Below are 24,473 nucleotides of genomic sequence, written 5' to 3' on the forward strand. Positions count from 1 at the left end.
AAATAACTCTATTTACTACAAAATCTATTAAAATTCTTACAATTTTCATAAATAATGAAATTTTTTTTCTTTTGTCCTAATTTTTAATACTTAAAGCATAAGATAACTTGTCCTCTAACTATATATACTTATAGGCTTTTTTAAGGGAGGACTAGAATGATCCAATTTCAAGATATATCTTTTAGGTTTTCAAATGGAAAAAATGCAGTTCAGGATTTATCTTTTTCAATTCAAACAGGTGAATGCTTTGTTTTAATTGGCCCAAGTGGCAGTGGAAAAACAACAACAATTAAATTAATAAATAGATTAATTAAACCAACTGATGGTGAAATTTTTTATAATGATAAAAACATTAAAGATTATGATGAACATAAGCTGAGGAGAGAGTTTGGATATGTACTTCAACAGATTGCACTATTTCCCCATTTGAATGTTGAAGAAAATATTTCAATCGTACCAGAATTAAAAAAATGGAACAAAGCACAAATAAAAGAGCGCACTCGAGAACTATTAGAATTAGTAAAATTAAATCCATTGGAATTTAGTAAAAGACCAGTTTCAGAATTATCTGGGGGTCAACAACAGCGGGTAGGTGTAGCGAGGGCTTTAGCAGGTGATCCAAACTTATTATTAATGGACGAACCATTTAGTGCATTAGATCCGATTACAAGATTACAATTACGAAAGGACCTTAAACAATTAAAAACAAAGATTAATAAAACGATCCTTTTCGTTACTCATGATTTAGAGGAGGCATTTTATTTAGGAGACCGAATCGGAATCATGCACGATGGTGAACTAGTTCAAGTTGGAACGAAGGATGAAATTTTAAATAATCCAGTCAATCCTTTTGTTGAACAATTTATAGACAATTATCGTGGTAAAGCTGTTGTAAAGGAGGGAATATAAGATGATTCTCACTTCATTTACAACGACTCTTGAAAATAGAAAAGAGCAATTATTAACAGCTTTGTTAGAACATATTCAAATTTCAGTATTTGCACTAATTATTGCAATAATTATAGCTGTCCCGTTAGGAATTTATTTAACGAGGAAGAAAGTTCTCTCTGAATTTGTAATTGGAACGACGGCAGTTATTCAAACGATTCCTTCATTGGCGCTGTTAGGGATTTTAATACCATTGGTCGGTATTGGAAAGATTCCAGCGGTAATTGCGTTAAGTGTTTATGCATTATTGCCGATTTTGCGAAATACATATACCGGAATTAAGGAGATTGATCCAATCCTATTAGAAGCTGCAACTGGGTTAGGAATGAACGGTAGACAAAGACTTTTTAAGGTTGAATTACCATTAGCATTACCAGTTATGATGGCGGGAATCCGAACTGCGATGGTCATAATTGTTGGAACTGCAACAATCGCTGCCTTAATAGGAGCTGGAGGTTTAGGTAGTTTAATATTATTAGGAATCGACCGAAACGATATGAATTTTATCATAATAGGGGCAATACCATCTGCACTTTTAGCCATTATATTTGATTTTATTTTAAGATTAATAGAGAAGAGGAGTTTTAAGAGTTTTTCATTAAGAATAATAACTGCTAGTTTTATTTTATTAGCATTATTATTTTCTCCATTAACAATTAAATCTTGGAATAAAACCGATCTAGTGATCGCTGGAAAATTAGGTGCTGAACCAGAAATAATAATGAATATGTATAAATTAATGATTGAAGATGAAACAAATCTAAACGTTGAAGTTAAGCCCAATTTTGGTAAAACAACATTTGTATATAATGCATTAAAAAAAGGTGACATTGATATTTATCCAGAATATACAGGTACGGTCATTTCAACTTTTTTGAAAGAAAAGGCTGTTAGTAATGATGCAAATGCAGTATATGAACAAGCTGCTGAAGGTTTAGCAAAAAAGTATAATTTGAGCTATTTGGAACCTATGAAATTTAATGACACGTATGCATTAGCTGTTCCTGAACACATTTCAAAACAATATGGAATCGAAACAATTTCAGATGCAACCAAAGTAGAAAATCAGTTAAAAGCAGGTTTCACGTTAGAATTTACAGATCGTGAAGACGGATATTTAGGATTACAAAAATTATATGGATTGAAGTTCCAAAATTTAAAAACGATGGAGCCCAAATTGCGATATGACGCAATTCAATCAGGGGATCTCTCAATAATCGACGCGTATTCAACTGATAGCGAGCTCCAAAGTTATAACATGAAAGTGTTAGTCGATGATAAAAATTTATTCCCACCATATCAATGTGCACCACTTCTAAGAAAAGAAACACTTAAAAAATATCCAGAAGTCAAAAATATATTAAATAAATTAAAAAATAAAATAACGGATGATGAAATGCGAGAAATGAATTATAAAGTAAATGTTGGAGGAAAATCTGCCGAAAGTGTTGCTAGAGAGTTTTTGAAGAATGAGGGTTTGCTAAAATAAACGAAATGGACTGTCTTATTGGTCAGGGGAACTGATCTAAGCGGTCCTTTTTATGTTGTAATACACTTAAACGTAGAGCGCTGATCTATCACAATTAATATTTTTAGCAGATTCGTAGCGACTTTTTATTCGATAAAGATAGAATTAGTGAGAAATTGCTAGTTTTCTTTTAAAGTGTATGAACATATGAACAGTTTTTGGGATGAAATACCTTAACTGGTAGGGGTAATTTTGTATCTTAATTGCACTTTTAATAGATTTAATTGCAGATTTGATAATTTTAATTGCTGTTTTAACAAATTTAATTGCAGATTCACTAGATTTAATTGCAGATTTACTAATTTTATTTGCAGTTCGCCGTTTATTTGCAGTTTTTCATCCCTTAATTGCACAGACAGATCCCTTAATTGTACTCCTCCGTTTATTTGCAGCTTATCATCCCTTATTTGCACAACTAATAAAAAAGAGGGTTGCCTAAATAATCGGCTACCCTCTTTTTGTTATCACACGATAAGAATTTTAATGTTTAATCATTATAGGCTCCTGTTAACATCTCACTTACAAAAGAATCATTTTCCCATTCTTCATAAGAGAAATCTACTGAATACTCCTGATCGGATTTTTCGTCTTTAATCTGAATGTCAAAATGATTACTCATTACTTTCAACACTTCATTGATTTCGTTAACAGTCCCATTAATTTGTAAAGTAGCCATTTTTACTCGCCTCCGATTTTAATTTACAGAAAATTCTGTATAAATTAATCATATGATAATCCTTTTAAAAACATTTTTCAAGGGTAGAATTTTGTCGAAAAGTTATTTTAAAAAAATGTAAAGGTTTTCATTGTTGATTTACCAATATTTGTACGACATTTGAATAAATTGTGAATTTTAAATTTTCTAAAAACTTATTGATTTATTTAGTAGATTGGAATAAAGTAAGTACAAATATTTTAACTCTTGAGGAGGATTAACCGTGACAGAGCAACAGATTTTTTTAAATGGTGAATTCGTTCAAAAACAAGATGCTAAAGTTTCTGTATATGATCATGGATATCTATATGGAGATGGAGTATTCGAAGGGATTCGCGTTTACGATGGCAATGTATTTCGCTTAAAAGAACATCTCATTCGATTATATGAATCAGCAAAATCAATTTTATTAACTATTCCTTATTCTTTAGAAGAGTTAACACAAATTGTTGTTGATACAGTAAATCGAAATAATTTACATAGTGGTTATATTCGACTCGTCGTCTCAAGAGGTGAAGGAAATCTTGGATTAGATCCAACTTCTTGTCCAAGAGCAAATGTTGTTGTCATTGCAGAACAACTAGCACTGTTCCCACAAGAACTATACGAAAATGGTATGGAAATTGTAACAGTAGCAACGAGAAGAAATCGAAGTGATGTATTAAATCCACAAATTAAATCTTTAAATTACTTAAATAACATATTAGTAAAAATTGAAGCGAAACTAGCTGGTGTTCAAGAAGCATTAATGCTAAACGATCAAGGCTTTGTAGCTGAAGGTTCAGGAGATAATGTCTTTTTAGTAAAAGGGAATAAGTTAATTACTCCACCGAGTTCAGCAGGTGCATTAGAAGGAATTACTCGAAATGCAATTATGGAATTAGGTGACACATTAGGTTACGAAGTTGAGGAAAAATTGTTCACTCGACATGATGTTTATATTGCCGATGAGGTTTTCTTAACAGGAACAGCAGCTGAAGTAATTGGCGTATCTAAGGTAGATGGACGAGTGATTGGTGATGGAAAACCAGGACCAAATACACAAAGATTATTAAAAGCATTTCGTCAATTAGTAGTTGAAGATGGAGAAAAAATTTACGTAAAACAAGGGTGATAAATTGTGCGAAGTGACATGATCAAAAAAGGAATCGACCGTGCGCCGCATCGTAGCTTATTATTAGCGGCAGGTGTAAAAGAGGAAGATTTTAATAAACCATTTATAGCGATTTGTAATTCATATATTGATATTGTTCCAGGTCATATTCATTTAAGGGAAATGGCTGATGTTGTAAAACAAGCGATTCGCGATGCTGGCGGAGTTCCATTTGAGTTTAATACGATTGGTGTCGATGATGGAATCGCAATGGGGCATATCGGAATGAGGTATTCTTTACCAAGTAGGGAAATCATTGCCGATGCAGCCGAAACTGTAATTAATGCACATTGGTTTGATGGAGTATTTTATATGCCAAACTGCGATAAAATCACACCTGGAATGCTAATGGCAGCTGTTCGTACAAATGTACCAGCAGTTTTTGTATCAGGTGGACCAATGGCAGGTGGGCTATCTAAAGATGGAAAGGCTCTATCTCTTGTTTCAGTATTTGAAGGTGTAGGTGCTTTTAAATCAGGAAAAATGAGTGTAGAAGAATTACTCGATATTGAAAAGTCAGCATGTCCTACATGTGGATCATGTTCAGGAATGTTCACAGCAAATTCAATGAATTGCATTATGGAGATGCTTGGTGTTGCACTACCATATAACGGAACAATACTTGCAACTAGTAAAGACAGACATCAATTAATCCGTGATGCAGCTTATCATCTAATGGATTGCATTGAAAATGATATTAAACCAAGAGATATTATTACAAAAGAGGCAATTGATGATGCATTTGCACTAGATATGGCAATGGGTGGATCGACAAATACTGTTTTACACTTAATGGCCATCGCAAATGAAGCAGGAGTTGATTACGACTTAAAGGATATAAATGACGTAGCTAGAAGAGTACCTTATTTATCTAAAATTAGTCCCGCTTCGCACTATTCAATGCATGATGTTCATTTAGCAGGTGGTGTTCCAGCAATTATTAAAGAACTTACTACCATTCCTGGAGCCATCAATAGTGACCGCATTACAATTACCGGAAAAACTTTATTCGAGAATGTGCAAGAAGCTACAATCACTAATAGTGATGTGATTCGTAAAAAAGAAAATCCTTATTCACAAACAGGCGGATTATCGATCTTGCATGGGAATCTAGCCCCAGACGGAGCAGTTATTAAAGTAGGTGCCGTTGACCCTTCAATTCAAACATTTATTGGTGAAGCAATTTGTTTTGACTCACACGATGAAGCTGTTGAAGCGATTGACAATGGTCTCGTTAAAGAAGGTCATGTCGTTGTCATTCGATATGAGGGTCCAAAAGGTGGACCTGGAATGCCTGAAATGCTTGCACCAACTTCATCAATTGTTGGAAGAGGCTTAGGAACAAAAGTTGCGTTAATTACAGATGGTCGTTTTTCAGGTGCTACTAGAGGAATTGCAATCGGACATATTTCCCCAGAAGCAGCTGAAGGTGGACCAATTGCATATATTGAAGACGGCGATGAAATCATAATCGATCTTTTATCAAGAAGTATTACATTATCAATTTCAAACGAAATTTTAGAATCTCGTAAATCATCATATAAATTACATGAACCAAAAGTTAAAACGGGTTATTTAGCAAGATATGCAAAGTTAGTTACTTCTGCTAATACAGGTGGAGTATTAAAAATATGAAAAAGCATTGAAAGAGAAAAGTAGTTATGAAAAGGATCTTCAGAGAGTCGGTGGCTGGTGTGAACCGATGACCTTGATTAATGAAACTCACTCTTGAGTGTCAAGCTGAATTAATTGTAATGTAAGCTTGAACGTTGGTCACGTTATAACCAGATTTTGGTTAGCCAAAATCCCAAAGTTAGGTTATTAACCTAAGAAGAAGGGTGGTACCGCGAAAAGTCTTTCGCCCCTTCAGCATCTGCTGAAGTGTGGAGTTACGGCTTTTTTTATTGCGAATAAATGGGTAAATTTTATCCAAAAATGGAGGGAAATGTAGAAATGAGTCATCATTCGATAAGAACTCTGTCAAAAGAATTGTCAGGTGCAAATTTACTAATTGATGCTTTGAAAAATGAAAATGTTGAAATGATTTTTGGTTACCCTGGAGGGGCAGTATTACCATTATATGATGCACTTTATGATGCTGATATTCCTCACATTCTAGCAAGGCATGAACAAGGGGCCATCCACGCTGCAGAAGGATATGCACGAGTGACTGGTCGACCAGGAGTTGTAATCGCAACAAGTGGTCCAGGTGCAACAAACGTAGTGACTGGTTTAGCAGATGCGATGATGGATTCATTACCACTAGTTGTTTTTACTGGTCAGGTTGCTACAAATGTAATCGGAACGGATGCCTTTCAAGAAGCAGATGTGATCGGAATTACAATGCCAGTAACAAAACATAACTACCAAGTGCGTAATGTTGAAGATGTCCCACAAATCGTAAAAGAAGCATTCCATATTGCTTCAACAGGCCGTCCAGGTCCAGTCGTCATCGATCTACCAAAAAATATGATGGTTGAAAAAGGAGTGAAAAAGGACGAAGTAGAAATTCAACTACCAGGTTATCAACCGACATATGAACCAAATTATATTCAAATTACAAAGTTAATAGGAGCAATTGAAAAAGCTAAAAAACCAGTCGTATTAGCTGGAGCAGGAATATTACATGCAAAAGCAGCTGATGAGTTTACTGAATTTATAAAAAAGTTCAATATCCCAGTTGTAAATACGCTCTTAGGGCTAGGTGGATTTCCAGCAAATGAGGAATTATTCCTAGGAATGGGGGGCATGCACGGAACTTATACAGCAAATATGGCAATGTATGAAAGTGATTTACTAATAAACATCGGAGCAAGATTCGATGATAGGTTAACGGGTAATTTAGCACACTTTGCTAAAAATGCGATTGTAGCACATATCGATATAGATCCTGCCGAAATAAACAAAGTTATTCCAACAAATATTCCAATCGTTGGATGTGCTAAGGAAGTTCTGAAAGTTCTATTAAAACAAAAAGTAGAAAAACAAAACCATAGTGAATGGTTAGAGCTACTTAAAAGTCGTAAAGAAGCCTTTCCTTTGCAGTATGAACCGAGTAGAGAAGTCATTAAACCACAAAATGTCTTAACTTTACTCCATTCGATTACAAATGGGAAAGCGACGATTTCCACGGATGTAGGTCAACATCAAATGTGGGCGGCTCAGTATTATCCTTTTGACGAACCACATAAATGGATCACTTCAGGTGGACTCGGAACGATGGGATTTGGTTTACCAGCTGCAATTGGAGCACAATTTGCAAAGCCTGATGAATTAGTTGTAGCCATCGTAGGTGATGCCGGATTCCAAATGACATTGCAAGAATTGAGCATGATCAAGGAACATAATTTACAAGTTAAAATTTTAATTTTAAATAACGCAGCTTTAGGAATGGTAAGACAGTGGCAATCAGCTTTTTATAATGACCGCTTCTCTAGTTCTCTATTAGACTGCCAGCCTAGTTTTACGAAACTTGCTGAAGCTTACGGTATAAAAGGGATGACAATCTCAGATCCAAATTTAGTTGAAAGTCAATTAAGAGAAGCAATTGAATTTGATGGGCCAGTTTTAATTGATTGTCGAGTTCATCAAGCTGAAATCGTTACACCAATGGTTCCACCTGGTAAAGGAATTCATGAAATGGAAGGGGTGAAATAATGAAACGGGTCATTACATCAACTGTATTAAATAACAGTGGCGTACTTAACAGAATTACAGGAGTAATCTCCAGAAGACGCTTTAATATCGAAAGTATTTCTGTAGGACATACTGAACAAGATCATATTTCAAGAATTACGTTTGTCGTACATGTAGAGGATTTACAACAGGTTGAACAATTGATTAAACAGCTTCACAAGCAAATTGATGTGATAAAAGTAGCAGATATAACAGAAGAATCAGTTATTGCTAGAGAACTGGCCTTAATAAAGGTGAGTACAAATGCAGCTACTAGAAATGAAATTTATAGTCTAATTGAACCGTTTAGAGCCTCAGTTATTGATGTAAGCCGTGATCAGATTGTCGTTCAAGTAACTGGTACTTCTGATAAGGTAGAGGCTTTGATTGAATTATTAAGACCTTTCGAACTAAAAGAAATAGCTCGAACAGGTGTAACCGCATTTACTAGATCTGCTAAACATAAGGAGCATGCTCAAAAGCTACTCTCTTATTAAATAAAAATATAAAAATATAAAACAAAAAATTGGAGGAATTTGAAAATGGCTAAAGTATATTATGGTACAGACGTGAAGGAAAATGTATTAGTAGGGAAAACGATTGCAGTAATTGGTTATGGATCACAAGGTCACGCACATGCTTTAAATTTACATGAAAATGGTCATAAGGTAGTTGTTGGTTGTCGCCCTGGTAAATCATGGGACGCTGCAGCAAATGATGGACTACATGTAACTACGGTTGCAGAGGCTTCAAAGGTAGCAGACGTAGTAATGATTCTATTACCGGATGAGCATCAACCAACTGTTTATAAAAATGAAATTGAACCATATCTTGAAAATGGAAATGCGCTTGCGTTTGCACATGGATTTAATGTTCACTTTGATCAAATTGTTCCCCCTGCAAATGTTGATGTATTTTTAGTAGCTCCAAAAGGTCCAGGACATCTTGTTCGACGTACTTTTGTCGATGGAGCAGCGGTTCCAGCATTATTCGCTGTTTACCAAGATGTAACAGGCGAAGCAAAAAATGTAGCACTTTCTTATGCTGAAGGAATTGGTTCTACTAGAGCAGGAGTTCTTGAAACTACATTTAAAGAGGAAACTGAAACAGATCTATTCGGAGAGCAAGCGGTACTATGTGGTGGTGTAACTTCTTTAGTAAAATCGGGATTTGAAACATTAGTAGAAGCAGGTTATCAGCCAGAAGTAGCATACTTTGAGTGTTTACATGAGTTGAAGCTAATCGTTGATTTAATGTACGAAGGCGGAATGAGCTATATGAGATATTCAATCTCTGATACTGCACAGTGGGGTGATTTCGTATCTGGTCCTAGAGTAGTAGCGAATGAGTCAAAATTAGCGATGAAGGATATTTTAGCAGAAATTCAAGATGGTACGTTTGCTAAAGGCTGGATTAACGAAAATAAAAATGGTCGTCCAGTATTCAATGAAATTAATGAAAGTGAAAAACAACATCAACTTGAAGAGGTTGGAGAAAAACTTCGTGCTATGATGCCATTTATCCAAAGAAAAGAAAAGGTCGAGGTGAAATAAAAAATGAGTAAAATTCAGTTTCTTGATACAACATTACGTGATGGCGAACAATCTCCTGGGGTTAATTTAAATCGATTTGAAAAGCTCGAAATTGCAAGACAACTAGAAGCTTTAGGTGTTGATATCATTGAGGCTGGTTTTGCCGCTTCCTCAGAAGGTGACTTTTTAGGTATTCAAGAGATTGCGAGACAGATTCGTTCTGTCTCCGTCTCAAGCCTTTCTCGAGCAAAAGATTCAGATATTAAAACAGCATGGGATGCGTTAAAAAATGCTGCAGAACCGAGACTTCATATATTTCTAGCAACAAGTGATATTCATATGAAATATAAATTAAACATGACGAGATCAGAAGTTTTGGAAACTGCTAAACATTGTGTGCAACTTGCAAAATCCTTTTTTCCAAAAGTCCAAATTTCAGCTGAGGATGCCTGTCGTACTGATCGAGCATTTCTTGCCGAATTCGCAGAGACTGCCATTAAAGCAGGGGCAGATGTGATTAATATTCCAGATACTGTTGGTTACACAAGTCCTTCAGAATACTACGATCTATTTAAATATTTACAAGAAAATGTACCGTCTTATCATAAATCCATTTTTTCTTGTCACTGTCATGATGACTTAGGAATGGCAGTAGCGAATTCTTTAGCAGCAATACAAGCTGGAGCAACCCAAGTAGAATGCACCGTAAATGGAATTGGGGAAAGAGCAGGAAATGCAGCACTAGAAGAAATAGCCGTTGCACTACATATTAGGGAAGATGTTTACCGAAAAAATTCTAATTTACGATTACATGAAATTACGAAGACAAGTGAACTTGTTAGTCGTCTTACAGGTATGGTTGTCCAGAAGAATAAAGCAATTGTTGGTACAAATGCATTTGCTCATGAATCAGGTATTCATCAAGATGGTGTCCTAAAAGAACCAACAACATATGAAATTATCCCCCCTTCACTAATTGGACTTTCTACAAATTCATTAGTACTAGGGAAACATTCAGGACGTCATGCTTTTACTGACAGATTAAAAGAACTTGGATTCAACTTTTCAACAGAAATTATAAACGAAGCGTTTATTCAATTTAAAGCTTTGACAGATACTAAAAAAGAAATTACAGATGCAGATTTATTAAACATTATTAGTAAGTGGAGCAAAAAGGAGGTTCTAAAATGAAATTAAAGATCGCATGTCTTCCAGGAGACGGAATCGGACCAGAAATTATGAATTCAGCAGTACAGGTTTTAGAACAGATTGCACAATCTTATCAACATGACTTTACTTTTTCAACAAATTTATTCGGCGGTCACGCGATTGATGAAACAGGCACTTCATTACCGAAAGAAACATTAGATAATTGTTTAAATTCGGATGCCGTATTATTAGCAGCAGTAGGTGGACCAAAATGGGATCAAGGTGTTGAACGACCAGAAAGTGGCTTATTAAGGTTAAGAAAATCACTTAATTTATACGCAAACATTAGACCAGTCGATGTTTATGATGAACTTGTCAATCATTCACCTTTAAAATCTGAACAAGTAAGAAATGTAAGCTTTGTCGTCGTTCGAGAATTAACAGGCGGAATTTATTTTTCTGAACCTCGTTTCCATAATGAAAATGAAGCAACAGATACTCTTTCCTATACTAGAGAAGAAATTGAACGAATTGTAAAGTATGGATTTGAGCTAGCAAAAACTAGAAAAGGCAAGCTTACATCAGTTGATAAAGCAAATGTATTAGAATCTAGTAAACTTTGGCGAAAAATTGTAAATGAATTAAGTTCAAACTATCCAGAAGTAGAAGTTGAGCATATTCTTGTTGATGCAGCAGCGATGGAGTTAATTCGAAACCCAAGAAGGTTTGATGTAATCGTTACTGAAAATTTATTTGGGGATATTTTAAGTGATGAAGCTTCCATGATTACTGGTTCATTAGGAATGCTACCTTCAGCAAGTAGATCTGGCAAAGGTCCTTCATTATATGAACCAATTCACGGTTCAGCACCAGATATCGCTGGACAAAATAAGGCTAACCCAATTGCAATATTAAGGTCAGTGGCGATGATGCTTCGCGATTTTAACTTAGTTGATGAAGCTAACTCGATTGAAAACGCGATTGTTAATTCAATAAATAATGGCTATTTAACTGGTGACCTAGGTGGTAAAAGTTCAACGATTGAATTTACAGAGCAAGTAGTAAAGGAATTACAATTTCAAACAGTTGGGGGTAGTATTTGATGAAACAAACATTGTTTGATAAACTTTGGCAAAATCATGTTGTAACAGGTGAAGTGGGTAAACCCCAGCTTTTGTATATCGATTTACACTTAGTCCATGAAGTAACTTCTCCCCAAGCTTTCGAAGGATTGAGATTATCCAATCGAAAAGTAAGAAGACCAGAATTAACATTTGCGACGATGGATCATAATGTACCAACACAAAATCAATTAGTCATCACTGACTTAATTGCTAAACAACAAATGGATACGTTAAGAAATAATTGTCAGCAGTTCAATATTCCTTTAGCAGATATTACGGATGAAGACCAAGGCATTGTCCACGTAATTGGACCAGAACTTGGGTTAACTCAGCCAGGAAAAACAATTGTCTGTGGAGATAGTCATACATCTACCCACGGTGCTTTTGGTGCTTTAGCATTTGGGATTGGAACAAGTGAAGTTGAACATGTTTTAGCAACACAAACTTTATGGCAAGTTAAGCCGAAATCGATGGGTGTAAAACTTGAAGGTAAGCTTCCAAAAGGCGTATATGCTAAAGATATCATTCTTCATTTACTAGCAACTTATGGTGTATCAATGGGAACTGGATTTGTCATTGAGTTTTATGGTGAAGCAATTACAAATATGTCAATGGAAGAGCGTATGACTTTATGTAATATGGCGATTGAGGGAGGAGCAAAAGCAGGATTAGTTGCTCCTGATCAAAAAACATTCGATTATCTAAAAGGGCGAAAATATACAGTAAATTCATATGATGAAAAATTAGTAGAATGGAAGAAATTATATACTGAAGAGGGAGCGACATTTGATAAAACAATCGAAGTGGATGTAGCTACCCTAGCACCTTACGTAACTTGGGGAACAAATCCTGGAATGGGCGTAAGAATTGATGAAGCCCTTCCAAAAGCCAAGGATGAGAACTACGAACGAGCTTATGAATATATGGGATTAAAGCCAGAAATCACACCTAATGAGATTCCAGTTCAACATGTATTTATCGGTTCATGTACAAATTCTAGATTGTCAGATTTAGAGGAAGCAGCAAATTATCTAAAAGGAAAGAAAGTAAAATCTGATGTGCGTGCATTAGTTGTTCCAGGATCAAAAAAGGTTCGTAATGCAGCGATGGCAAAAGGACTACATAAAGTCTTTATAGAAGCAGGATTTGAATGGAGGGAAGCTGGTTGTTCAATGTGTCTAGCAATGAATCCAGACCAAGTGCCAGCTGGCGAACATTGTGCATCTACTTCAAACCGAAACTTTGAAGGAAGACAAGGTAAAGGAGCAAGAACACATTTAGTAAGTCCGGTAATGGCAGCGGCTGCTGCAGTACATGGTCATTTTATTGATATTCGAAAGGAGCAAGCAAATGAAACCGTTACGTACGCATAAAGGCACAACTGTATCAATTATGTTAGATAATATCGACACAGACCAAATTATTCCAAAACAATATTTAAAGCGAATAGAACGAACTGGCTTTGGAGAATTTTTATTTGATGAATGGCGATATCATGATGATCGCTCACCTAATCAATCTTTTTCATTAAATAATGAGGATCGAAAAAATGCTTCAATCTTAGTAAGTGGAAATAATTTTGGTTGCGGTTCATCTAGAGAACACGCACCTTGGGCGTTAAATGATTATGGATTTACAATTATAATTGCTGGTAGCTTCGCAGATATTTTCTACAATAACTGTATAAAAAATGGGATGCTACCGATTGTCTTAAAAGATGAGATTCGCTCACAATTATCTACATTAAGTGGGAACCAAGAAATTGAAGTGGATTTAGAAAAACAAGTCGTTAAAACGATATTTGGGGACTTTGATTTTGCAATCGATCCTGTTTGGAAAGAAAAGTTACTAAATGGCTTAGATGATATTTCGATTACGATGAAATATGAAATTGACATTGAGAAATATGAAAAATTACACGCATAACTAAAATAGGAAGTGTCTTATAAGTTAACTTACTTATGAGATACTTCTTTTTAATTTCAAGCATGAGGAATACGGAAAATAGATAAGTTGCTCCTTTTTAATGCAAATTTGTCGATAAAATTAACTTAAATAAAAAATAGTTGTTTGAATATTTGGATTATTGTTTAATAAGATTAAATACATTATTAATCTAGAGAGAGGTGATTAAATTGAACCTAAAAATTATTGTAGATAGCTCTTCTGATCTTCCTACTGATCTATTGAAGAAATACGATATTTCAGTTATTCCATTAAGAGTGTATGACCAATTAGAAAAAGAGTATCTTGATGGAGTAAATTTACAATCACATGAGTTAATGCAAAGAATGAAAAATGGAGAGAACTTTACTTCGTCCTTACCTTCTTACGATGCAATTTACCAAACTTTAGTCTCGTGTAGTGCAGAACAAAATTGTGTCTATCTTACTTGTTCTGGTGACTTATCAGGTACGTACAATTTTGCACAATTAGTAAAACTAGATATTTTAGAAAATAATCCAAATGCCTCTATTCATATTATCGATACTAGATCAGTTTCACTAGGAATTTGCGTATTAGTAATGGAGTTAATAGAAGGCTTAAATAATAATGAATCATTTGAGAATCTAATGAAACAATTAAATTACAATATAAATAAGATCCAACATATTTTTACGATAGAAGATCTCCAATATTTAATACGTGGCGGTCGTGTTGGTAAGTTTGCCGGATTTTTAGGTGGCATGCTAAATATAAATCCGATTATGGAAGTAAGCGAAGGAAAATTTAAACCACTTGAAAAGGTACGAGGTCGAAAAAAAGCATTAAATCGCATGCTAGAATTAATGAAGATCCGAAAAGATGAACTTAGTAAAAATGTTGGTGTTGTATATGGGGTAAAAGATGATTCTACCGAACAATTTATTAAACAATTAAAGGAACTAATTGGTAGTGAGCAAATAATAGAAAACTCAGTTGGTTCAGCAGTCGGCGTTCACACTGGTCCTAGTGCAATAGGAATCTTTTTTCTAGCTAATTAAGAAAATTCATTTCGACTCTCAAAGTGGTGAGAGTTTTTTTGTTTAGTAAAACTTTCAAATTAAAAAGTTTATAGATATAATAAAAAGTAGTTTAAAAGTAAATAAGAACAAATTTCTGTTGTTTATAAAGAGACATAATTATTGGTGATAAAACAACTTTTGACAAAGCGAAATGCAAAAATATCAGAAAATTTGTAATTTTTAAGTATAAAAACACTTCTATTTTGAAATCAGTAGATTATTCCTGTGGAAATTAATTTTAGTAGGATAGAAGTTTAAGTTACCATTATTTCAATAGGAAAGAACGTTCGAAAAAATAGAGTGATAATATTCTGTAATTAAGGACTATTGGTGGATTGTCGTTTTTAACAACTGCAAATAAAAACGTCAAAAGTGCAAACAAAATTATCTAATCTGCAAATATAATTGTTAAAATTGCAAACTAATTCATTGAGCTGCAATTAAAATTATCAAATGTACCAATAAAAATATTAAAACTGCAAACAAAATACCCAAAACTGCAAATAAGATGCTCCAATCTGTGTGCAACGTTCAAAATAAGCTTAAAATCAAGAGAATCCTCTATAAAAAGCTTTTAATTAGAACAAAAATAGAAGTACTTTGCTAATAATGTCTAGTTTATTATGAATAACGCTCCACTTTGTTTAAGAACTCAAACCAGGGCATTAAAAGAAATTTCACGTACCGAATTTAATTTGAATAAATAAAAAAACACAAAACTAATCAATAAAGTAAAACAAAAATCTATTAATATCTAAAAACCTGCCCTAAACATCATAAACTATATCACATAAAACCCAGAATCCACCTCCTATTTTCCCCCATAATCTTACCTACCTGATCATTTTACTAAACCGTATTTAACTTTTTTGGTAAAATAAAATTGAGTAAGATTTATTTATCGTCTTTTTACATATATTAATTCTTTTATGAATAGGAGTGATGTAATTGAAAGCTTATATTTTAAGAGACACTAAAGGGCCAGAGTCACTAAAATTGGAAAATGTTGAGATTGGTACTGTTCATCCGAATGAAGTAGTGATTAAGTTAAAGGCAGCATCATTAAATAGACGTGACTTTTTTATAACGCACGGTATGTATCCAGGGATGAAATTAGATGGAATTTTAGGATCTGACGGTGCCGGAGTTATTGAATCAATTGGAGAAGAAGTAACGGGGTTTACTGTAGGTGATGAAGTTATCATGAACCCGAGTTTAAACTGGGGAGATCGTGACGATATCAATTCTGATGAATTCACTGTACTTGGAATGCCCTCAAATGGTACATTTGCTGAATTTATTAAACTACCAGTTGAAAATGTTTATAAAAAACCTGCGTACTTGTCATGGGAAGAGGCTGGAGCAATTCCATTAGCTGCACTTACTGCATTTAGAGCATTAATAACACGTGGTCAATTACAAAAGAATGATACGGTATTGATTCCAGGTATTGGTAGTGGTGTAGCATTATATGCATTACAAATTGCTGTTGCATTCGGGTCAAAAGTACTAGTTACATCTAGTAGCAATGAAAAAATTGAAAAGGCAATTGAAATGGGTGCGACTGCTGGATTTAATTATCGAGAAAATGATTGGTATAAAAAACTTCGTAAAGAATTTGGATTTGTAAACCTTACAATCGATGGAGTTGGTGGAGAATCATTTAATCGATTAATTGATTTGACTGATCAAGGTGGAAGAATCGTATCATTCGGTGCGACAAATGGACCAGTTCCTCAAACAGTATTACCAAAAGTATTCTTTAAAAATATGGACATTAGAGGGACAACGATGGGAAGTCCAAGAGAGTTTGAACAAATGTTAGCATTTTTTGAAGAACATAAAATTAAACCAATTATAGATCAATCATTTGAATTTACGGATGTCCTAAGTGCATTACAACGAATGGGTGAGGGAAATAATTTTGGTAAGATTACAGTGAAAATTGGTTAATTTGTATTATTTTTTGAAGTTTGTCTTCAATCAAAAGAACTGAACTATTCAGTTCTTTTTTTTTTGCTCCTTGATAAATTACAATTAACATCATATGATTATTACAAATGTAATATTTAAAAAATTTAGTATTTTGAGTATTGTAAGCGTTTTAATAAAGTGATTAAATATTTTGGGGGGCTTATTATGAAACATTCTTACTTAACTAGAGAACATGAAATCTTCCGCACGGCTCTTAGAAAGTTCTTACAAAAAGAAGCTGTACCATTCTATGAAGAGTGGGAACAAAACAAAATGATCCCTAGAGAATTCTGGGATAAATTAGGAAATGAAGGATTTTTGTGTCCTTATGTTGACGAAAAATATGGTGGTTTAGGTGTAGACTTTGGCTATTCAGTCATTATTATAGAGGAACTTGAGAAAGTTGGTTCAAGTTTAGTTGGTGTAGCATTACACAATGATATTGTTGTACCTTATTTGACTGCTTATGCAAATGAAGAGCAAAAAATGGAATGGCTGCCTAAGTGTATTTCAGGTGAATATATTAGTGCAGTTGCCATGACTGAACCAGGTGCTGGATCAGATTTAGCAAATATTAAAACAACTGCGGTAAAAGAAGGTGATTACTATATCGTTAACGGTGAGAAAACGTTTATTACGAATGGTATTCATTCAGACCTGATTATCATTGCAGTTAAAACTGATACGACAATTCGACCTGCTCATAAAGGAATAAGCTTGCTAGTTGTCGAAAAAGATACAGTTGGGTTTTCTAGAGGGAAGAAATTGAATAAAGTAGGACTTCATAGCCAAGATACAGCTGAATTAATTTTCCAAGATGCTAAAGTACCTGTAAAGAATTTATTAGGTGAAGAAGGAAAAGGCTTCTATTACTTAATGGAAAAATTACAGCAAGAAAGATTAGTAGTTGCTTTAGAAGCATTAGTTTCAGCTGAAGAAATGCTGAAAGTGACAACTGAGTATGTGAAAAGTAGAAAAGCATTTGGGAAATCAATTGCTGGATTCCAAAATACTCAATTTAAACTTGTAGAATTGGCTACTGAAATTGAAATTGGTCGTACTTTCATTGATGACTTAATCTATAAGCATATGGAAGGCGTAAATGTTGTTAAGCAAGTATCAATGGCAAAATGGTGGATTACAGATTTAGGTAAAAAAGTAGCTTCAGAGTGTCTTCAATTGCATGGTGGATATGGATATATGGAAGAATACGAGATTGCTAGACGTTTCAGAGATATTCAAATCATGTCAATTTATGCAGGGACAAATGAAATCATGAAGACAATTATCGCAAAACAAATGGGATTAAATTAAACCAGACATAAAATTGGAGGATCAAATTGATGAGAGAAGTAGTTATTGTTGATGCTTTAAGAACACCTATTGGTAAAAGAGGCGGCAGCTTTAGCGAAACAAGACCTGATGACTTGGCTGCAATTGTACTAAAGGAATTAGTAAGTCGAAATGAATTTGATCCGAAAGAAATAGATGATGTGATTATGGGCTGTGTTACTCAAATTGGTGAACAGGCTGGTGATATTGGTAGAGTTGCTGCTTTATTAGCAGGTCTACCAATTGAAGTGCCTGGAGTTACAATTGACCGACAATGCGGATCAAGTCAACAATCTGTCCATTTTGCATCACAAGCCATTTTAAGTGGAGATATGGACATTGTCATTGCAGCTGGTGTTGAAAGTATGACACGTGTACCAATGTTTTCGAATTTAAAAGGTTCAAAATGGAATGAAAAACTAACGAATAAATTTGGTGACTTTAACCAAGGAATCTCAGCAGAACGCATAAATGATAAGTGGAATATCAGTCGAAGTGAACAAGATGAATTTGCTTATAATAGCCATCAAAAAGCATTAAAAGCAATGAAACAAGCCTATTTTGAAGACGAAATTGTTGCAGTTTCTGTTAAGAATCAAGAAGGTGAGCTTGTTAAAGTTACGAAAGATGAAGGACCGAGAGAAAACTCTTCTATTGAGAAATTATCTACTTTAAGACCAGCATTTACTGAAAATGGTTCGGTTACTGCTGGAAATGCAAGTCAAATTAGTGATGGAGCAGCAGGATTACTATTAATGAGTAAAGAAAAAGCTCATCAATTAGGATTTAAGCCAAAGTTTCGAATTATTGGGAGAACGGTAGTAGGATCGGATCCTCAATTAATGTTAACAGGGCCAATTCAAGCAACTCAAAAAGTTCTACATAAATGTGGTTTAACAATCGATCAAATCGATTTGTTTGAAATAAATGAGGCATTTGCCACAGTTCCTTTAGCATGGCAAAAAGAATTAAATGTACCATTTGAAAAATTAAATATATTCGGTGGAGCGATCGCGTTAGGCCACCCACTTGGTGCAAGTGGTGCGAGGGTTATGGTTACTTTGTGTAATGCTTTAGAGAAAACAGGCGGTCGTTTCGGATTACAAGCGATCTGTGAAGGCCATGGTATGGCAAATGCAACGATTATTGAGAGATTAAATTAATAACCAACAACAAACTGGGGGATTTAAAAAATGAATATTCGTGATAGTATAGCAATCGTTACAGGTGGAGCATCAGGTCTAGGTGCAGGTACAGTTAGAATGATCGTAGAAAATGGTGGGAAAGCTGCTATTTTCGATTTAAATGAAGAAAGAGTTGCTAGCTTAATTTCTGAATTGGGTGAAGACAATGTTTGTTTTGAAAAAACAGATGTATCTTCAGAAGAGAGTGTAAAAAATTCAATCAGTAATGTTTTAACAAAATATGGTTCATTCAATACAGTAGTAAACTGTGCAGGTATTGTTTTAGCTGAAAAAGTAATTAAAAGAGACGGAATTCATTCATTAGAATCTTTCCAAAAAATCATTAATGTAAACTTAGTTGGTACATTTAACGTTATTCGTTTAGCAGCTGAACAAATGATTAACAATGAACCAAATGAATTTGGTGAAAGAGGTGTTATTATTAACACCGCTTCAGTAGCAGCATTTGATGGCCAAATGGGGCAAGCAGCTTACGGTGCATCAAAAAGTGCAGTAGCTGGAATGACATTACCAATTGCTAGGGATTTATCAAGATACGGCATCAGAGTGATGAGTATTGCTCCTGGAATATTTGAAACGCCAATGTTTGATGTATTACCAGAAAAAGCTAGAGAATCATTAGGAAATATGGTTCCATTCCCATCACGTCTTGGTAAGCCATCAGAATACGCACACTTAGCGAAAAGCATTGTTGAAAATCCAATGTTAAATGGTGAAGTAATCCGTTTAGACGGTGCAATTCGAATGCAGCCAAAATAAGAATGACTTCAAAGGCAGGAAGAGCAGGTTAACTTGTTCTCCTGCTTTTTTTTGCTTTCAAAGGCAATTCACTGAAAGAAGCAATGCTCTAATTTGGAGTGAAATTTGTATTGGAAGGTATGAAATCTAAGTGGAAAGATTTAATAAAAAATATCTCTGAAGAAGCTGAATTTAATGAGCCAGCAACTCAAAAACAGATAGAAGAAATTCAAGTTAAATTCAATCTTGAACTACCGAACGAACTAATCATATTGAATAACGCATAAGATAGTTGGAATTTATAACTAAGTAGATCTAGTGGAGGAAATTCGATTGTTAAAATATTTGAGATTAATATTTAGTTTGATAAGCCTAATATTGATTATTCATGGCTTAATAACTAAAAACTTTGCATTAGCGCCCTATATGCAATTTTTTTTAGGAGCAACGTTCTTGTTGGCAAGTATTTCTGATTTTCAACTAAAACGAATAAGATTTACTATTATTAATTTTATAGTATCTATGTTTTTGTTCTTAGCATCACTCCAAGGATTCTTATATAACTAACGCAATATATTAGTTGAACTACCTAAACCTGTTTTGGTAGCTTTAGGTAGTTCAATAAAATGCAGTATAGTTGAATTAGGATAATTGAAAATTCTGTTGATAAAGGCAGAAATCCCCCACATTACAAGTACCGATTACATTGTTATCTTAATACAAGTAGAGTTTAGTACCTGTTTTAAATTTTATAGAGGTGATAAATCTTGATTAATTGGAAAGCTGCATTGATTTCACTGATTGTGCTTTTAATCAGTATGGGGTTGGATTGATTTTAAAGAAGAAAACTAAAGGTAAATGGATTAAATTGGATTCTTAAAATGTAATATTTATGTAACCAAAGATCGCTGTTTATTTATCTAACCCAGAGAGTTAGATTTACAACGTGATCGACTAACTAGCGAGATAATACAATAAAAATAATAGTTTAAATGGTTTTTGAATACTCAAAACATAGATTTTTATATAATTAAGGAGAATTTATGAAAAAACGATATTATTTAGGATTAATTCTAACATTTTGCTTTTTTATGTCAGCATGTTCAATGAGTGTCACTAATAAAACAGCTCAACCAAAAGGATTAGACGTTTTACAAACAAAAGAAATTAAGAATTGGGATATTAAATTAATACCAAGTTTAGATCATAATAAATGGGTTTATGATACGTCGATTACATATTTGGGTGAAAAAAAATACTTCATTTAACTGTATCGGATTACGCTAATACTGAAGTAGGATATGAGAATGTAAAACCCAATTCACCTCTCAAATCCTTTGGAAGTTATGATTATGAAGGAAGTGTTTATTCTAGAAAAAAATCTCATTTATCTTTTACTTTAAAATGGAGTGAGGGTAACAATAAAGTATACTCTGGAGTGGCAAAATTTATAGTGAATCCTAAAAATTAGTATTGAAGTTTAAAGTACTTCAATTAACACATGGAATAGTTCAGCAAAAATTTTATTTAATTAAATATACGGAATTTCCCAAATTACAAAATCTTTAGGTTGATATAATTATCTAAAAAATATTTAAAGGGGCAATAACAAACCTCAAAGAATTACCATATTACAATTGGTTTGGGAAACCAAATGCAGTTTTCGGCTATACAGAGACAGGGCATTATACTGGTTTAGTACAAGATGTTATTTTTAATTTCTTAACTTTTTATTTAGCATTTTATATGTTTATTAAAATTATAAACAAAGTGAGAAATGCTTGAATTAAAAACACAACTATCTAATCGAACCTTCAATTAAAAAGAAAAACTTAATTTTATTAACACGCGGAGGAATTAAGGAAATTGAAACATCTGAACAAACAACCCAAAGAGAAGCAATTGAAGAATTAGGAGTCTTTTTTATGTTTATTTAGAAAAACGACTCATAAGAGTCGTTTTTAAAATTACTTCTTATTATAAAAAAGCTCTGGTTTTCCACAATTGGGGCACTCATATAAATAATGTTCTTGAATTTCGTCACTAATATTTGAATTTTCTTCTTTAATGGAAACGTTTGAATTACAGTTTGGACAATTAATGCTTGTTTTAGATGATTTTTTTTCTAAATTCTCCATCCTCATTCATCCTTTCTTTGCATTTCTCTGATAAATCCTTTATATTCTACCCATTAAATTATAAATTTTATTAAATAAATTAAACCTGTTTTGGCAGTTTAATAAACATTGATAAGAAAAGAAAAAAATGAATAGATAGAATGATTTTTTGAAATCGTATACAATATAGTTAGCCACAAATATTGATTAACTTAATAAATATTGGAATCAAGAGAGGCGGTATTGAAATGGAAACTTCTAAAAAAGTAACAGTAAAAGCAACTATTAAAGCATCAATTGAAAAAGTATGGGAATTTTGGACAGAACCTGAACATATTAAAAAATGGAACAGTGCTTCAGACGACTGGCACACACCTATTGCAGAAAATGACTTACGTGTTGGTGGAGAATTCCGTTCAAGAATGGAAGCAAAAGATGGTAGTTTTGGTTTCGACTTTGGTGGGATTTATGATGAAGTAAAAAAATATGAGGTTATTGCATATACTCTAGGTGATGGAAGAAAGGTTAATATCACATTTAGTGGTAAAGGAAGCGAAACGGAAGTAATTGAAACATTCGATCCTGAAACAACTAATCCTGTTGAGTTTGAACAACAAGGATGGCAAGCAATTTTAGATAACTTTAAAAAATATGCTGAGCAAACAAACAAATAAATAGATATACAGAGAATGATGATTTTGAATCATTCTCTTTTTTTTGACTTATTAGGCTTATATTTACATCATCAAAAGCATTCAATAGTTGTAGAACTGAGCTACAATATGTGGCTTTTTTATTGTGATATCTGAAATTCTATGTAAAAAAGCAAAAATCCCCCAAATTACAAAGTTAGAAATATTAGATACAATAAACTTAGAATTAATAGAAAATCTTATTTAACAAAAGTATGCTTTAGTTAAAAAATGAAATTAATCATCTATCGCTGTATTAGGAGTGTTTGAATGAGGATTTGTAATCAATGTAAAACTGAAATGATAGAAAATTGTAATATAAACATTGATAGTTTTAATGGTTTTGAAATTAAGATAAGCCAAAAGGGAAAAAGATTTTTTAACAATATTTCTGTAAGCCCTAAAGCAGCTGTTTGTCCAAATTGTGGACTTGTCGCATTATATATTGACGAATTTAATAAATTTAGAAAGTAAAATTTTAGTGAGACTTATCAGCGAAATGGAGATTAAATAAATGAAGTATTATTCAAAAGACTGGTACAACAAAATGCAAGTATATGGTTTCTTGTTGTCCTTTCCAGAAACAAAAGAAGAATGGGATGAATCTATTAAGAATTTTGAATCATATGGAAGAGATTATATTAAAATCCGTAAAAAAGACTTAGAAATTTTAAAAAATGATTTGCTAAACTTTCTTCCTGAGCCGTTCCATCAATATATTAATGATGGAACAGTGAATACATCGTATCCATCAGACAAACTTAGAAATATGATTAATAATTGGAAGGACGAATACAACCAGCAAATGAAGGATCTGGATAAAGAGTATCTATCAAACTATAACTCGAGTAAAGATTTACTTCCATTAAACATTGTAAAATTAAATGAGATTTCTTTACATGATTCAAATGTAAAATCTATTGAATATCCTACAAATGATACATTTGTTATCAATCTAGATTGCGAAGGCGGATTTAATGATTTTTCTGAAATCAAACTCACTTTTTTGGGAGTTAAAGAAAAATAATTATGCCTGAGAATATTAAAGGTGGTTTTTGGCTTTACGATGAAGTTTATCCAACAAAATCAGGCTTCGAACTTAATGTCCTATTTGACATCCCGCTTATAGAATTTAAGATTGTAGCTGAAGATATAGTAGTCGAAGGAAAGAATCTTTAGAAAAAAATGGTAAAATCGTAGTACAGAAAATATGTAATAAAACATATAAAGAAAGTTCTTATTGAAATAACGCAATACAATAATTAAATTTAATAAAACGACTTTCAAAATACTCAATTAAATAGGGAGAAAAATTTTGATTTTTGATATATTATTTTTTGTATTTTTTATATTTGCATCTTTTTATTGTTATAGAAAGTACATATTAATTGGTAATGGAATGAACTATTTTATTGGTTCAAATTCATTTATAGCAGGTTTTGGGATTATAAAAGACAATATTCCTAATGAAAAGAAATGGGTTTTTCATATCATAACGGTAATAATAGGTCTATCGATTTTTGCATTAGTTGAATTTTTAAGGAAAAAACAAAGGGTAAAGATCATTAGCTAGGTTTTTTATTGTG

General features: G+C 33.3%; 24 protein-coding genes, 1 pseudogene and 1 other annotated feature. Of the genes and pseudogenes, 23 read left to right on the forward strand and 2 right to left on the reverse strand.

Annotation, left to right across the window (positions count from 1 at the left end; all coding sequences use genetic code 11):
* The first annotated feature begins 156 nt into the window (after positions 1-156).
* Both CN946_RS00875 and CN946_RS00880 read left to right on the forward strand, forming a co-directional pair.
* Positions 157-909 (forward strand): ABC transporter ATP-binding protein, encoded by a 753-nt coding sequence (locus CN946_RS00875; RefSeq protein WP_098859492.1) that lies wholly within the window; start codon positions 157-159, stop codon positions 907-909.
* A 1-nt stretch (position 910) separates the two neighbouring features.
* Complete coding sequence (locus CN946_RS00880) at positions 911-2,437, forward strand: ABC transporter permease/substrate-binding protein (protein ID WP_098859493.1); 1,527 nt, start codon at positions 911-913, stop codon at positions 2,435-2,437.
* Between the two features lie 526 nt (positions 2,438-2,963).
* Here the strand turns inward: CN946_RS00880 and CN946_RS00890 are convergent.
* Positions 2,964-3,152, reverse strand: coding sequence for a hypothetical protein (locus CN946_RS00890; RefSeq protein ID WP_056477121.1), 189 nt, complete (start codon positions 3,150-3,152; stop codon positions 2,964-2,966).
* Between the two features lie 262 nt (positions 3,153-3,414).
* On the opposite strand from CN946_RS00890, the gene ilvE reads away from it, so the two are divergent.
* The 16 genes and pseudogenes from ilvE to CN946_RS00965 all read left to right on the forward strand — a co-directional run bounded on the left by ilvE (position 3,415) and on the right by CN946_RS00965 (position 21,346).
* Complete coding sequence (ilvE, locus tag CN946_RS00895) at positions 3,415-4,305, forward strand: branched-chain-amino-acid transaminase (RefSeq protein ID WP_069032489.1); 891 nt, start codon at positions 3,415-3,417, stop codon at positions 4,303-4,305.
* A gap of 6 nt (positions 4,306-4,311) precedes the next feature.
* On the forward strand, positions 4,312-5,979 hold the full coding sequence (gene ilvD, locus CN946_RS00900) for a dihydroxy-acid dehydratase (RefSeq protein ID WP_098859495.1): 1,668 nt from the start codon (positions 4,312-4,314) through the stop codon (positions 5,977-5,979).
* Positions 5,978-6,213: a binding site (T-box leader), on the forward strand. It overlaps the preceding gene by 2 nt.
* Positions 6,214-6,297: 84 nt before the next feature.
* On the forward strand, positions 6,298-8,001 hold the full coding sequence (gene ilvB / locus CN946_RS00905; protein ID WP_098859604.1) for an acetolactate synthase large subunit: 1,704 nt from the start codon (positions 6,298-6,300) through the stop codon (positions 7,999-8,001).
* Positions 8,001-8,516 carry an acetolactate synthase small subunit gene (gene ilvN / locus CN946_RS00910; protein WP_025671139.1) on the forward strand — a complete coding sequence of 172 codons (516 nt, stop codon included), beginning with the start codon at positions 8,001-8,003 and terminating at the stop codon, positions 8,514-8,516. Before ilvB ends, ilvN begins: the two co-directional genes overlap by 1 nt.
* A 45-nt stretch (positions 8,517-8,561) precedes the next feature.
* Positions 8,562-9,572, forward strand: coding sequence for a ketol-acid reductoisomerase (ilvC, locus tag CN946_RS00915; RefSeq protein ID WP_098859496.1), 1,011 nt, complete (start codon positions 8,562-8,564; stop codon positions 9,570-9,572).
* A 3-nt stretch (positions 9,573-9,575) separates the two neighbouring features.
* Positions 9,576-10,697, forward strand: a pseudogene (locus CN946_RS00920) (2-isopropylmalate synthase); the annotation flags it as partial.
* Between the two features lie 41 nt (positions 10,698-10,738).
* Positions 10,739-11,803 (forward strand): 3-isopropylmalate dehydrogenase, encoded by a 1,065-nt coding sequence (gene leuB / locus CN946_RS00925; protein WP_098859498.1) that lies wholly within the window; start codon positions 10,739-10,741, stop codon positions 11,801-11,803.
* Positions 11,803-13,197 (forward strand): 3-isopropylmalate dehydratase large subunit, encoded by a 1,395-nt coding sequence (leuC, locus tag CN946_RS00930; protein ID WP_098859499.1) that lies wholly within the window; start codon positions 11,803-11,805, stop codon positions 13,195-13,197. The genes leuB and leuC overlap by 1 nt, the downstream gene beginning before the upstream one ends.
* The gene (gene leuD / locus CN946_RS00935) at positions 13,175-13,750 is read left to right on the forward strand and encodes a 3-isopropylmalate dehydratase small subunit (protein ID WP_098859500.1); all 576 of its coding nucleotides are present in this window, start codon (positions 13,175-13,177) and stop codon (positions 13,748-13,750) included. Before leuC ends, leuD begins: the two co-directional genes overlap by 23 nt.
* A gap of 209 nt (positions 13,751-13,959) precedes the next feature.
* The gene (locus CN946_RS00940) at positions 13,960-14,808 is read left to right on the forward strand and encodes a DegV family protein (protein ID WP_176547154.1); all 849 of its coding nucleotides are present in this window, start codon (positions 13,960-13,962) and stop codon (positions 14,806-14,808) included.
* A gap of 969 nt (positions 14,809-15,777) precedes the next feature.
* On the forward strand, positions 15,778-16,782 hold the full coding sequence (locus CN946_RS00945; RefSeq protein ID WP_098859502.1) for a zinc-dependent alcohol dehydrogenase family protein: 1,005 nt from the start codon (positions 15,778-15,780) through the stop codon (positions 16,780-16,782).
* Between the two features lie 186 nt (positions 16,783-16,968).
* Positions 16,969-18,117: an acyl-CoA dehydrogenase family protein gene (locus tag CN946_RS00950; protein ID WP_176547155.1), complete on the forward strand. Its 1,149-nt coding sequence runs from the start codon at positions 16,969-16,971 to the stop codon at positions 18,115-18,117.
* Between the two features lie 29 nt (positions 18,118-18,146).
* Complete coding sequence (locus tag CN946_RS00955) at positions 18,147-19,298, forward strand: thiolase family protein (RefSeq protein WP_098859503.1); 1,152 nt, start codon at positions 18,147-18,149, stop codon at positions 19,296-19,298.
* A 30-nt stretch (positions 19,299-19,328) separates the two neighbouring features.
* On the forward strand, positions 19,329-20,099 hold the full coding sequence (locus tag CN946_RS00960; RefSeq protein ID WP_098859504.1) for a 3-hydroxyacyl-CoA dehydrogenase: 771 nt from the start codon (positions 19,329-19,331) through the stop codon (positions 20,097-20,099).
* A gap of 110 nt (positions 20,100-20,209) precedes the next feature.
* Positions 20,210-20,365, forward strand: a complete 156-nt coding sequence (locus CN946_RS23080; RefSeq protein WP_176547156.1) for an SMI1/KNR4 family protein — start codon at positions 20,210-20,212, stop codon at positions 20,363-20,365.
* Between the two features lie 756 nt (positions 20,366-21,121).
* Positions 21,122-21,346, forward strand: coding sequence for a hypothetical protein (locus CN946_RS00965; RefSeq protein ID WP_098859505.1), 225 nt, complete (start codon positions 21,122-21,124; stop codon positions 21,344-21,346).
* A 699-nt stretch (positions 21,347-22,045) separates the two neighbouring features.
* On the opposite strand, the gene CN946_RS23255 is transcribed toward CN946_RS00965, so the two are convergent.
* Positions 22,046-22,216 (reverse strand): hypothetical protein, encoded by a 171-nt coding sequence (locus CN946_RS23255; RefSeq protein ID WP_176547157.1) that lies wholly within the window; start codon positions 22,214-22,216, stop codon positions 22,046-22,048.
* A gap of 227 nt (positions 22,217-22,443) precedes the next feature.
* Here CN946_RS23255 and CN946_RS00970 point away from each other — a divergent pair, with 227 nt between their 5' ends.
* The 5 genes from CN946_RS00970 (at position 22,444) to CN946_RS00990 (ending at position 24,460) form a co-directional block, all read left to right on the forward strand.
* Positions 22,444-22,869, forward strand: coding sequence for an SRPBCC family protein (locus CN946_RS00970; protein WP_098859506.1), 426 nt, complete (start codon positions 22,444-22,446; stop codon positions 22,867-22,869).
* Positions 22,870-23,157: 288 nt separating this feature from the next.
* Positions 23,158-23,361, forward strand: a complete 204-nt coding sequence (locus CN946_RS00975) for a nucleic acid-binding protein (RefSeq protein WP_098859507.1) — start codon at positions 23,158-23,160, stop codon at positions 23,359-23,361.
* 40 nt (positions 23,362-23,401) lie between these two features.
* Positions 23,402-23,914 carry a DUF4085 family protein gene (locus CN946_RS00980; RefSeq protein ID WP_098859508.1) on the forward strand — a complete coding sequence of 171 codons (513 nt, stop codon included), beginning with the start codon at positions 23,402-23,404 and terminating at the stop codon, positions 23,912-23,914.
* Positions 23,915-23,916: 2 nt separating this feature from the next.
* Positions 23,917-24,066 carry a DUF4085 family protein gene (locus CN946_RS00985; RefSeq protein WP_098859509.1) on the forward strand — a complete coding sequence of 50 codons (150 nt, stop codon included), beginning with the start codon at positions 23,917-23,919 and terminating at the stop codon, positions 24,064-24,066.
* Positions 24,067-24,202: 136 nt separating this feature from the next.
* Complete coding sequence (locus CN946_RS00990) at positions 24,203-24,460, forward strand: hypothetical protein (protein WP_098859510.1); 258 nt, start codon at positions 24,203-24,205, stop codon at positions 24,458-24,460.
* Positions 24,461-24,473: the final 13 nt, after the last annotated feature.

It is taken from the genome of Bacillus sp. AFS053548 (assembly GCF_002575105.1).
Classification (GTDB): domain Bacteria; phylum Bacillota; class Bacilli; order Bacillales; family Bacillaceae_G; genus Gottfriedia.